Annotated in this window: 9 protein-coding genes; 7 read left to right on the top strand and 2 right to left on the bottom strand. The window is 66.3% G+C overall.

The features are described from left to right. Positions 1–29 precede the first annotated feature (29 nt). From OCH239_RS02335 to OCH239_RS02310, 6 genes are all read left to right on the top strand, one after another. A complete protein-coding gene (locus tag OCH239_RS02335; RefSeq protein ID WP_037257995.1) occupies positions 30–713 on the top strand; it encodes an adenylate kinase in 684 nt (227 codons plus the stop codon). Between the two features lie 98 nt (positions 714–811). Next, positions 812–1,111, top strand: coding sequence for a DUF4212 domain-containing protein (locus tag OCH239_RS02330; protein ID WP_084782045.1), 300 nt, complete (start codon positions 812–814; stop codon positions 1,109–1,111). Between the two features lie 4 nt (positions 1,112–1,115). After that, positions 1,116–2,900 (top strand): sodium:solute symporter family protein, encoded by a 1,785-nt coding sequence (locus OCH239_RS02325; protein WP_037257992.1) that lies wholly within the window; start codon positions 1,116–1,118, stop codon positions 2,898–2,900. 99 nt (positions 2,901–2,999) lie between these two features. Beyond that, positions 3,000–4,823 carry a DUF294 nucleotidyltransferase-like domain-containing protein gene (locus tag OCH239_RS02320; RefSeq protein WP_037257990.1) on the top strand — a complete coding sequence of 608 codons (1,824 nt, stop codon included), beginning with the start codon at positions 3,000–3,002 and terminating at the stop codon, positions 4,821–4,823. A 19-nt stretch (positions 4,824–4,842) separates the two neighbouring features. Continuing rightward, positions 4,843–5,346 carry a hypothetical protein gene (locus tag OCH239_RS02315; RefSeq protein WP_037257987.1) on the top strand — a complete coding sequence of 168 codons (504 nt, stop codon included), beginning with the start codon at positions 4,843–4,845 and terminating at the stop codon, positions 5,344–5,346. Beyond that, positions 5,346–6,758 (top strand): 3'-5' exonuclease, encoded by a 1,413-nt coding sequence (locus OCH239_RS02310; RefSeq protein ID WP_037257983.1) that lies wholly within the window; start codon positions 5,346–5,348, stop codon positions 6,756–6,758. The genes OCH239_RS02315 and OCH239_RS02310 overlap by 1 nt, the downstream gene beginning before the upstream one ends. Here the strand turns inward: OCH239_RS02310 and OCH239_RS02305 are convergent. Then, entirely contained in the window at positions 6,715–7,584 is an 870-nt protein-coding gene (locus tag OCH239_RS02305; protein ID WP_037257980.1) for a LacI family DNA-binding transcriptional regulator, read from the bottom strand. The two genes, OCH239_RS02310 and OCH239_RS02305, sit on opposite strands and share 44 nt — an antisense overlap. A gap of 178 nt (positions 7,585–7,762) precedes the next feature. After that, a complete protein-coding gene (gene uvrA / locus OCH239_RS02300) occupies positions 7,763–10,627 on the bottom strand; it encodes an excinuclease ABC subunit UvrA (RefSeq protein ID WP_037257976.1) in 2,865 nt (954 codons plus the stop codon). Between the two features lie 318 nt (positions 10,628–10,945). Between uvrA and OCH239_RS02295 the strand changes: the two genes are divergently transcribed. Beyond that, a complete protein-coding gene (locus OCH239_RS02295; RefSeq protein WP_037257973.1) occupies positions 10,946–12,469 on the top strand; it encodes an acyl--CoA ligase in 1,524 nt (507 codons plus the stop codon). Positions 12,470–12,482 lie beyond the last annotated feature (13 nt).

Below are 12,482 nucleotides of genomic sequence, written 5' to 3'. Positions count from 1 at the left end.
CGAACACCGCGAAAACAGGGGGTGAGGTCATGGACGGAAGCCAGATCGACACCGCGCCGGTCTTCATCCTTCTCGGACCCCCGGGTGCCGGCAAGGGAACCCAGGCGCGCATTCTGCAGGAGCGCTTCGGCCTCGTACAGCTCTCGACCGGCGATCTCTTGAGGTCTGCGGTGAAAGCGGGCACCGAGGCCGGCCGCCAGGCCAAGGAGGTCATGGATGCAGGCGGACTCGTCTCCGACGAGATCGTCGTCGCCATCCTCCGCGACAGGCTCCGGCAGGACGATACCGCAAACGGTGTCATTCTCGACGGCTTCCCGCGCACTGCGGCGCAGGCCGAAGCGCTCGACGAGTTGCTTGACGAGCGCGGCCAGAGGATTGACGCCGCCATCAGTCTCGATGTCGACGACGCCGAAATGGTGGAACGGATTTCGGGCCGGTTCACCTGCGCCGCATGCGGCGAGGGCTATCACGACCGGTTCAAGCCGACCGCGGAGCCCGAGACCTGCGACAAGTGCGGCGGGACCGAGATGACCAGACGCGCGGACGACAAGGCCGAGACCGTTTCGGCCCGGCTTGCAGCTTACCACGCGCAGACCGCGCCCCTCATCGCCCATTACGCGGCCACCGGTGCGCTCGTCCGCGTGGGCGCGATGGGACGGATCGACGACATTTCGGACCGGCTGGGCGCGGTCATCCGCGCTGCGCGGGTCTGAACCGGAAAACCGCGCAGCGGCGGGCCGTCCGCCGGGCGCAACGAGGAGGAAGGCCCGGCCATAAGGTCCGGCTGCAACACAAGGAGGAGGAGAGATCCATGGTGGATCACACCCAGCACTCGTCGGCGCGCGGATCGACGCGCGTGACGACCGACGGCAAGGCCTATTGGAAGGCCAATGTCCGTCTCATCATCATTTCGCTCATCATATGGGCGATCGTATCGTTCGGTTTCGGCATCCTGCTGCGCCCGCTCGTTTCGGGCATCGGCGTCGGCGGAAGCGATCTGGGCTTCTGGTTCGCCCAGCAGGGGTCGATCCTGGTCTTCCTGGTGCTGATCTTCTTCTACGCCTGGCGGATGAACAGTCTCGACCGGAAATTCGGCGTGGACGAGGAGTGAGATCATGGATCAGACGGTCATAAACATCATCTTCGTCGGCGGCTCCTTCGCGCTCTATATCGGTATCGCGATATGGGCCCGGGCCGGCTCGACGTCGGATTTCTACGCCGCCGGACGCGGCGTTCACCCGATCACCAACGGCATGGCGACAGCGGCCGACTGGATGTCGGCGGCCTCGTTCATCTCGATGGCGGGCCTCATCGCCTTCACCGGCTACGACAACTCGACCTACCTGATGGGCTGGACCGGCGGCTACGTGCTGCTCGCGCTTCTGCTTGCGCCCTACCTGCGGAAGTTTGGCAAATACACGGTGTCCGAGTTCATCGGTGACCGTTTCTATTCGCCGACCGCGCGTCTCGTGGCGGTGATCTGCCTCATCATCGCCTCGCTCACCTACGTGATCGGACAGATGACCGGCGTCGGCGTCGCCTTCGGTCGCTTCCTCGAGGTGGACAGCACCACGGGTCTGCTGCTCGGCGCGGTGATCGTCTTCGCCTACGCGGTGTTCGGCGGCATGAAGGGCGTGACCTACACCCAGGTGGCGCAGTACGTCGTGCTGATCTTCGCCTACACGATCCCCGCCGTCTTCATTTCGCTCCAGCTGACCGGCAACCCGATCCCGGGTCTCGGTCTCTTCGGCGAGCATCAGGCGTCGGGAGAGCCGCTCTTGCAGCGTCTTGACCAGATCGTGACGGATCTCGGCTTCAACGAGTACACCGCGCACAACGGCGACACCTTCAACATGCTGCTCTTCACGCTGTCGCTGATGATCGGCACCGCGGGTCTGCCGCACGTGATCATGCGCTTCTTCACCGTCCCGCGCGTCGCCGACGCCCGCTGGTCGGCCGGCTGGGCGCTCGTGTTCATCGCGCTGCTCTACCTCACCGCACCCGCGGTCGGGGCCATGGCGCGCCTGAACATCACCGAGCTCTTCTGGCCGAACGGCACGGATGGCGAAGCGGTGGCGATCGAGACGATCGAGAACGACCCCGCCTATGACTGGATGCCGACGTGGCAGCAGACCGGCCTTCTCGGCTGGGAGGACAAGAACGGCGACGGCCGCATCCAGTACTACAACGATGCCTCCGAAGGGATGCAGGCACGGGCTGCGGAAGCGGGCTGGTCCGGCAACGAGCTGACCAACTTCAACAACGACATCCTCGTTCTCGCCAACCCCGAGATCGCCAACCTGCCCGGCTGGGTGATCGGCCTCGTCGCCGCAGGCGGCATCGCGGCGGCCCTGTCGACGGCCGCGGGCCTTCTGCTCGCGATCTCCTCGGCGGTGTCCCACGACCTGATCAAGGGACGCTTCGCACCGAACATCTCCGAGAAAGGCGAGCTTCTGTCCGCCCGGATCGCGATGGCGGTGGCGATCGCCGTGGCCACGTATCTCGGCCTCAACCCGCCGGGCTTCGCGGCCCAGACGGTGGCGCTGGCCTTCGGCCTGGCGGCGGCGTCGATCTTCCCCGTGCTGATGATGGGCATCTTCTCGACCACCATCAACAACCGGGGCGCGGTCGCGGGCATGCTCTCGGGCCTGATCGTGACGCTCGTCTACATCTTCCTGCACAAGGGCTGGTTCTTCATCCCGGACACGAACAGCTTCACCGATGCGGATCCCCTGCTCTACACCATCAAGTCGACGTCGTTCGGCGCGGTGGGCGCGGTGATCAACTTCGCGGTGGCCTACTTCGTGTCGAAGAGCACCGGTCCCGTTCCGCAGGACATCCGGGAGCTGGTCGAAAGCGTTCGCGTGCCGCGCGGCGCGGGAACGGCGCAGTCCCACTGAGCTTGCGTCCGGCCGGGTCCGCCCCGGCCGGCACGTCCCTGGGTCCCGTCCGCCCCGAGCGGGCGGGACTGTTTCCTTCCCGGCACGACAGGCTTCGCGATGGCACTCACGAATGACGCGCTGCGCGACTTCCTTTCCACCCTCGATCCCTATGCCGCACTTCCGCCGGAGGTGCGCGCGGATCTCGTGACCCGTTTCCACCAAGCGGACGCCGCTCCGGGCGGGACCGTCTACACTTTCGGCGAACGGCTCGACGGGCTCTATATCGTTGTGACCGGAGCCATCTCCGTCACCGATGAACATGGCAGTCAGGTGTCGCTCCTCGGGCCCCGCAACTCGTTCGGAGAGCGCGGTCTCGGTCGCGACGGCGTCGCAGCGACCACGGCGGTCGCGCAGGAGCCGACCACCCTGCTCGTTCTGCCTGCAGCCGATTACCACGCCCTCACCCGCGATCACGACCATGTCCGCCGCTTCTTCGATCGTACGCGCCGCGAGCGGCCGCGGGTGGACGATCTCGCGACCGCCCGCGTCGAGACCCTCATGGCGCGGCAGCCGCTTACCTGCCGACCGGACGCGACCGCACGGGAGGCGGCGGAGAGAATGCGCGACGCCCATGTCTCATCGATTGGTGTGACTGATGGCGACCGGCTCGTCGGCATCCTCACGATCCGCGACGTGTCGGGCAAGATCGTCGCGGGTGCCCTGCCCGCCGACACGCCGGTGACGCAGATCATGACGCCCGATCCGATCACGCTCGAGCCGTCCGCGCTCGGCTCGGACGTGCTGCACGCGATGATGGAACACAGGATCGGCCATCTGCCGATCTGCGAGGCCGGTCGGCTTGTGGGCATGGTCACGCAGACCGACCTCACCCGCCACCAGGCGGTGACTTCGGCCGACATCGTCGGCGAGATCGCCGCCGCCGGCGAGGCGCGCGAGATGGCGAGCGTCACGCGGCGTATCCCGCAGCTCCTCGCCCAGCTCGTCGCTGCCGGTCACCGGCACGAGGTGACGACCCGACTCATCACCGACATCGCCGATGCCGCGACCCGCCGGCTCCTCGCGCTCGCGGAGGAAACACTCGGGCCGCCGCCCGTGCCTTATCTGTGGCTCGCCTGCGGCAGTCAGGGGCGGCAGGAACAGACCGGCGTCTCGGACCAGGACAATTGCCTGATCCTCTCCGACGACGTGGAACCCGGCAACATGCGCTATTTCGAGGAGCTCGCCACGTTCGTCTGCGACGGGCTCGATGCCTGCGGCTATGTCTACTGCCCCGGGGACATGATGGCGACGAACCCGCGCTGGCGGCAGCCGCTCCGGACATGGCGGCAGTATTTCACCAGCTGGATCGCGAAACCCGTTCCCGAAGCGCAGATGCTCGCCTCCGTCATGTTCGACCTGCGCGCCATCGGCGGCGACCGCACCCTCTTCGAGACCCTCCGGGAAGAGACACTCGGCACCGCCCAGGGCAACTCGATCTTCGTCAGCCACATGATCGCCAATTCGCTCAAGCACACGCCGCCGCTCGGGCTCATGCGCGGGCTTGCCCTCATCCGCTCGGGGGAGCGCAAGAACACGATCGATCTCAAGCATTCCGGGACCGTGCCGATCATCGACCTCGCCCGCGTCTACGCGCTGCAGGGCCGGCTCCAGCCGGTCAATACCCGCGCGCGGCTGGAGGCCGCGAAAGCGGCGGGGCTCATCTCGTCGCGCGGCGGGCAGGATCTGCTCGACGCCTACGACCATATCGCCGAGACCCGCCTCGAGCATCAGGCGCGTCAGGTCCGGCGCGGCGAGAAACCGGACAATTTCCTTGCGCCCGCAACGCTGTCGGACTTTGATCGCGCCCATCTGCGGGATGCGTTCGTGGTGGTGAAAGGCATGCAGTCGGCGATCGGTCACGGTCGCGGGATGCTGAGCTAGAAGACCGAAGGGAGGGGTCATGTTCTTTGAACTCGTCGCCGTGGTCGTCGCCGGCTTTGCCGGCGCGGGCGTGGTTCTGGCCGTGAGCGCCGTTGTCGGGCGCGGGCGGCTGCCGCGCTGGCTGACCCCCGTCGGCGCAGGATTGGCCATGCTCATCGCGACGATCAGTAGCGAATACAGCTGGTACGACAGGACGCGCAGCGCCATGCCCGAGGACATGATGGTGGCGGACGTCGTGAGAGGTTCGGCTTGGTGGCGCCCCTGGACCTTTGCCGTGCCGATGGTCGAACGCTTCGTCGCGCTCGATACCGGCAACTTGCGCCGGAACGAGGACGAGGCCGGGCTCTACCTGGCGGACCTCTACTTCTTCGGGCGATGGCGCCCTGTTCAGTCGGTTCAGGTGATGGTCGATTGCGAAGATGGCAGACGGGCCGACCCCTTTCGCGGAGACGGAGGCGAGCCGGTCTGGCGCGATGTGGGCGCTTCCGATCCCATCGTCTCGACGGTCTGCGGGGCGGTCTGATGCTGTCGCTGTCGGTCCGGCTGCGGGTCCTGCTGATCTTCGCAGGCCTTGCCGCAGGGTCGGTCGGGATCGTCGGCGCGGCACTGATGCTCGCGGCGCGGCAGAACGGGCCGCTGCTCTTCGCTTTCGTCGTGGCAGCCTTCGGTCTCGTGGGCCTGTGCACGCTGGTCTGGTGGCTCTTTGATCTCAACGTCGCAAAACCGGTGGAGAAGCTGGCGACCGAGCTCCGGATCCGCGCGCATACCGGTGCCCAGCATGCCATCGACCCGACCGTCGCGCGCTATCTCGGTGACCTCGCTCCGGCCGCGGATGCGGTGTCCAAGGCTCTCGGCGCCACCGCGCTCTCGACCGCGGAAGCCGTCGCCGCCGAAACCAGACGCCTCGAGGCCGAGCGCGCACGCCTTACGGCGCTGCTTACGGAAATCCCCGTGGCGACGCTCCTCGTCAGCGCCGACGACCGTATCGTTCTCTACGACGGTCAGGCGGCGGAGATCCTCGCGCAGGTCGCCCCGCCCCGGCTCGGTTCCGCGATGACCGATTACTTCGAGCCCACCGAGCTCGAGGCCATGCGTGGGAAAGTCGCCAAGACCGGACAGCCGGCGGAGGTCCGGCTACGAGCGCGCGGCGGGGCACAGGATTTTGCCGCGCAGGCCAAACCGATGGAGGGTGGCGGGTACCTTCTGGTGATCGACGACGCCGAAACGCGTCTGTCGCCCAATGCGGCCCGTCCCATCGTCTACGATTTCGACCTGACTGCGGTGAATGCCGGACAGACCATCTCCGATCGCCCGCTCTCGTCCCTTGCCTATTGCGTCTTCGACACGGAGACGACGGGTCTTCTGCCGCATCGGGACGAGGTCGTCCAGATCGGCGCGGTGCGGGTTCTGAACGGCCGTCTCGTCCCGGGAGAGAGGTTCGAGACGCTCGTCGATCCGGGCCGGCCGATCCCCGAGGGCGCCACGAGGGTCCACGGGATCAGTGATCGCATGGTCGACGGCGCACCCGGCATCCATGCTGCGTCCCGCGACTTCCACCGCTTCGCGAGCGGCGCTGTCATCGTGGCACATAACGCGCCGTTCGACATGGCATTTCTCCGCCGCCACGCGGCTTCGGCTGGCGTGACCTGGGACCATCCGATCCTCGACACCGTCCTCCTGTCGGCGGTGCTCTTCGGAACAACCGAACAGCACACGCTCGACTCGCTGGCGGCGAGGCTCGGGGTGCCCGTCCCGGAGCAGCGCCGGCATACCGCGATGGGCGACGCGGAAGTCACGGCCGAGGTCCTGCTCCGCCTCCTGCCCATGCTGGAGGCACGCGGACTGCGGACGTTCGGCGCCCTGATCGACGAAACGCGTCGGCACGGGCGCCTCATCGAGGATCTGAACGAGAGCTCGAGGTCGCGGGGTAGCTGAGCCAGACGGGCGCCACGATGTCGTCCCGAGCAACGGCCATTCCGTCGAGCCGAGCGAGGATAGCGTCGCCGACGGCGCGGCCGAGCGCATATCCGTCCCAGCAGATTTGCGGGACATGTCCCGGCGCCTCGGTCCCGCCCAGGGTGATGACACGTCGATCCGCGATCCGTGCGGGCATCAAGCGGGCGATCTGAGGAGTACATAGAATGAAATCGTCCACCTTGAGATCCAGCGCATGCCAAGGCTTCGATTGGATGGGCAAACCTGGGATCTTCGTCTCCCCGAGCTCCGGTGCAGGCCCGGCGACGATCAGCCGGCCGGCTCCGGCGGTTTCGGCAGCACGCACCGCAAGCCGCAGCGCCTTTGCCGCGTCGATGCCCGCCCGCATCGCGCCGTCCGGACCGGAATGGAGAAACAAGGCCGGACAATCGGGGGGCACGTAGCTCGCAGCCGTGCCATCTATGACGAGTGCCGAGACCCCTTCGCCGCAGAGCCGCGACGCCGTCAGAGCCGGATCCGCCTCGACCGAAAGAAGCAACTCGAGCCGATCCTCCCGCAGGCGGCCCGACAATCCTGCCAGCAGCGCAGCCGTCGGCGCATCGGGAGGTGCCGTCAGGACTATACCGACCGGACCCGATCGCTTGTTTCGAAAATGCAGCGCTCGCGCATCGCGCCTGTATCCGGTCCGGACGAGCATCGTACGGACGCGCTCGGCGGTCTTCGTGGCCACACCCGCGCCACCGTTGAGGACGGCCGATACCGTGGTTTTCGACACCCCCGCGAGCCGGGCGACGTCCCGGATCGTCACCCGGTTCTCAATTTCCATGGCCCCGTGCCCGCATGATCCCCGCGGGGGTCATAGCGTGAAAAATCCTGACTATCGGTAAATCAAGATCAATCGTCGTCAGAGCACAGCGCGCAACCTGAAGCTCTGGCCGCGTGTGCCACCCGCGCCCTTCGCTAGTACGCGTGTCGCTGAGCAGAGGTCGGCGGCGGGCGAAGGTCTACTCCGCCGCGACCTTCCGTGCGCCCAGCATCGGCTTGAGATAGCGGCCCGTATGCGAGCGCTCCACCTCGGCGACGGCTTCCGGCGTGCCCTCAGCCACGATCTCGCCACCACCGTTGCCACCTTCGGGACCGATGTCGATGATCCAGTCGGCGGTCTTGATGACATCGAGATTGTGCTCGATCACCACAACGGTGTTGCCAGATTCGACAAGAGAATGAAGGACTTCGAGCAGCTTCTTCACGTCTTCAAAATGCAGGCCGGTGGTGGGCTCGTCGAGGATGTAAAGCGTCCTTCCCGTTGAGCGCTTGGCCAGTTCCTTGGAGAGCTTCACCCGCTGAGCCTCGCCGCCCGACAGCGTCGTCGCCTGTTGCCCGACCTTGATGTAGCCGAGGCCGACCTGCATCAACGCATCCATCTTCTCTCGGATCGACGGGACCGCCTGGAAGAAGCGCTGCGCATCCTCGACCGTCATTTCGAGCACATCGGCAATGGACTGGCCCTTGAACTTGATCTCGAGCGTCTCGCGGTTGTAGCGCGCGCCGTTGCAGGTCTCGCAGGTCACGTAGACGTCCGGCAGGAAGTGCATCTCGATCTTGATCACCCCGTCGCCCTGGCATGCTTCGCAGCGCCCGCCCTTGACGTTGAAAGAGAACCGACCCGGCTTGTAGCCACGGGCCTTGGCCTCGGGCAGCCCCGCGAACCAGTCGCGGATCGGGGTGAAGGCGCCCGTGTAAGTCGCGGGGTTCGAGCGGGGCGTACGCCCGATGGGGCGCTGGTCGATGTCGATGACCTTGTCGAGATGCTCGAAGCCCTTGATCGTCTGGCAGGGCGCCGGCGTCTCGCGCGCACCGTTGAGGCGCGTCGCGGCCGTCTTGTAGAGCGTCTCGATGGTAAGCGTCGACTTGCCGCCACCCGACACGCCGGTGACGCAGACGAACTTGCCGAGCGGGAAGTCGACCGAGACGTCGCGCAGGTTGTTGCCCGACGCCTTCTCGATCCGCAGCTTCTTCTTGTTACCCTTGCGGCGCACGCTGGGCACCGCGATCTCGCGCACGCCCGAGAGGTACTCGCCTGTGATGCTGCCTTCGGTCGCCGCGACCTCCTGCGGCGTGCCGTGGGCGATCACCTGCCCGCCATGCACACCCGCGCCTGGGCCTATGTCGAAGACGTAATCGGCTTCGCGGATGGCCTCTTCGTCGTGCTCAACCACGATGACCGTGTTGCCCTGGTCGCGCAGGTTCTTGAGCGTTCCGAGGAGGCGGTCGTTGTCGCGCTGGTGGAGACCGATCGAGGGCTCGTCGAGCACGTAGAGAACGCCGGTGAGGCCCGAACCGATCTGGCTGGCGAGCCGGATCCTTTGGCTTTCCCCGCCAGAAAGCGTCCCGGCGGCTCGCGACAGCGTCAGGTATTCGAGCCCGACATTGTTGAGAAAGCCGAGCCGCTCTCGGATCTCCTTGAGGATCGCCTTGGCGATCTCGTTCTTCTGTTGGGTGAGGTTCTCGGGCACGCCGCCGGCCCAGTCGTAGGCGCCCTTGATCGACATCTCGACCACTTCGCCGATATGCAGCTTGCCGATCTTCACCGCGAGCGCCTCTTCGCGCAGGCGGTAGCCGCCGCAGGACGAGCAGGGCTTGTTGTTCTGGTAGCGCTCGAATTCCTCGCGCACCCAGCTCGAATCCGTCTCCCGGTAGCGCCGTTCCATGTTCGGAATCACGCCTTCGAAGACGCGGGTGACATTGTAGACGCGCCCGCCCTCGTCGTAGCGGAAGGGAATCTCCTCCTCGCCCGAACCGAAGAGGAACACCTGTTTGACGTGCTCCGGGAGATCGACCCACTTGGTATTGGCGTCGAACTCGTAATGCTTGGCGATCGCCTGGATCGTCTGGGTGAAATACGGTGACTTGCCCTTGCGCCATGGCGCGATGGCGCCGTTCTTGATCGTGAGGTTCGCGTCCGGGACAACGAGCCGATCGTCGAAGAAGAGCTCCACCCCGAGGCCGTCGCAATCGGGGCACGCGCCGAAGGGCGCGTTGAACGAAAAGAGCCTCGGTTCAATCTCGGGGATGGTGAAGCCGCTGACCGGACACGCGAAGTTTTCCGAGAAGGTGATCCGCTCGGACTCTCCTTCACCCTCGCGCGGAGCGGTCTCGAGCACCGCGATCCCGTCGGCGAGGTCGAGCGCGGTGCGGAAGCTGTCGGCGAGCCGCGTCTCCATGCCCTCGCGCACGACGATGCGGTCGACCACGACGTCGATGTCGTGGCGGTACTTCTTGTCGAGCGTCGGCGGATCGTCGAGCTCGTGGAACTGCCCGTCGACCTTCACACGCTGGAAGCCCTGCTTGCGCAGCTCGAGGAATTCCTTGCGGTACTCGCCCTTCCGGTCCCGCACGATGGGCGCGAGGAGGTAGCCGCGGGTGCCCTCCTCCATCTTCATCACCGCATCGACCATGTCCTGCACCTGCTGCGCCTCGATCGGCAGGCCGGTCGCGGGTGAATAGGGCGTGCCGACGCGGGCGAAGAGCAGACGCAGGTAATCATAGATTTCAGTCACCGTGCCGACGGTCGAGCGCGGGTTCTTCGACGTGGTCTTCTGCTCGATGGAGATCGCGGGCGAGAGACCCGAGATGTGATCGACGTCCGGCTTCTCCATCATGTCGAGGAACTGGCGAGCGTAGGCGGAAAGCGATTCCACGTATCGCCGCTGCCCCTCGGCGTAGATCGTGTCGAAGGCGAGGCTCGACTTGCCCGACCCGGACAGCCCCGTGATGACCACGAGCTGGTCGCGGGGGATGTCGACGTCGATGCCCTTGAGGTTGTGCTCGCGCGCGCCGCGTACCTCGATGTGCTTCAGTTCCGGCATGTCTGCTCTCGTTCCTGCGCCAATGCCGCTACTTAGTCGCGGGTTCTCCGGATGCCAATCGCAGATTAGAACCTTACGAGAACATTTGCCACGAATTTTCGGTTCATCTCTAGTATCTCCCGCGGAACCCTGCATCTGTCGTCGGTTCGCCGAAGGTCGCTCTTGTTCGCGGCCGTCACGCTTGGCTTTCATCGCGGTCCATAGCCCGACACAGGACGCGTCCCGCTCTTAAGCGTTGCGGAGACTGAGCCGGGCCGCAATGATGCAGTGCCGTCCCGCGCGTTCCGTGGCGGCCAAGATCTACGAGGGAGGATTGTCATGGCGGATACGATTTCGGATCTCATCTTTGCGCATCCCGGCTCGGCACCGGCCATCGGCGCACCGGGGCGCGACTGGATGGATTACGACGGGCTGAGGCGCCTGACCGACAGCGTGCGTACGGCGCTGCGGGCCGCCGGCATCGCGTCGTCCGACCGTGTGGCCATCGTCCTGCCGAACGGACCCGAGATGGCGACGGCGTTCGTCACCATTGCGCAATGCGCCACGACCGCGCCGCTCAATCCTGCCTACCGCGAGGACGAGTTCGCGTTCTACCTCGAAGACCTCAAGGCGAAGGCGATCGTCGTCGAAGCCAGATATGACGGGCCCGCTCGTGCCGCCGCGGATCGGTTCGGCCTCGCGGTGCTGGAACTGATAGCCGACGAACCGGCTGGCGCATTCACGCTCTCGCCCGTCGGCGATCCCAGCCCGACAAGCTCCGAGACGATGCCGGGCCCCGGTGACGTCGCCCTCATCCTGCACACCTCGGGTACCACGTCGCGGCCCAAGATCGTGCCGCTCCTGCAATCGAACGTGGCGGCGTCGGCCAAGAACGTCGAGGCGTCGCTGGACCTGACGTCCGAGGATCGCTGCCTCAACGTGATGCCCCTCTTTCACATCCACGGCCTGATCGCGGCAGTGAGCGCGTCCCTCGCGTCGGGGGCCTCGATCTCCTGCGCGCCCGGCTTCGACGCGCTGAAGTTCTTCGGCTGGATCGAGGAGACCGATCCGACCTGGTACACGGCGGTGCCGACCATGCACCAGGCCATCCTCGCCCGCGCGGCGCGGAACAAGGAGACCATCGAGAAAGCGCGGCTGCGGCTGCTGCGCTCGTCGTCGTCGTCGTTGCCCGGCCCGGTGATGACCAAGCTCTCCGAGACTTTCGGCGCGCCCGTGGTCGAGGCCTACGGCATGACCGAAGCGGCGCACCAGATGTGCTGCAACCCGATCGCTCCCGGCAAGCAGAAGCCCGGCGCGGTGGGGCTGGCCGCGGGTCCCGAGGTCCGCATCGCCCACGAAACCGAGAACCACCTCATCGAGGGCGTTGGCGAAGTCGTCATCTCGGGGCCGAACGTCACGCCCGGCTACGAGGGCAATCCCGACGCCAACGCCAAGAACTTCTTCGAGGCCGACGGCAAGCGCTGGTTCCGCACCGGCGATCAGGGCGCCTTCGACGACGAGGGCTACCTGACGCTGACCGGCCGGCTGAAGGAGATCATCAATCGCGGCGGCGAGAAGATCAGCCCGCTCGAAGTCGACGGCGTGTTGTCCGACCACCCCGCGATCGCGCAATGCGTGACCTTCGCCCTGCCCCACGACAAGCTGGGCGAGGAAGTTGCCGCTGCCGTGGTCCTTGCCGACGGCGCCGAGGCGACCGAGCGCGAGATCCGCGACTTCGCGGCGGAGCGGCTCGCGGCGTTCAAGGTGCCGCGCAAGGTGCTCATCCTCGACGAGATTCCCAAGGGGGCGACGGGCAAGCTGCAGCGTATCGGCCTCGCCGAAAAGCTTGGGCTCACGGCCTGAGACACCCCGGAAA

Origin of the sequence: Roseivivax halodurans JCM 10272, from assembly GCF_000521785.1 — a bacterium.
In the GTDB taxonomy this organism is placed as follows: Bacteria; Pseudomonadota; Alphaproteobacteria; order Rhodobacterales; family Rhodobacteraceae; genus Roseivivax; species Roseivivax halodurans.
Note: the sequence above shows the minus strand (reverse complement) of the source record. Positions and strands in the feature narration are given on the sequence as shown.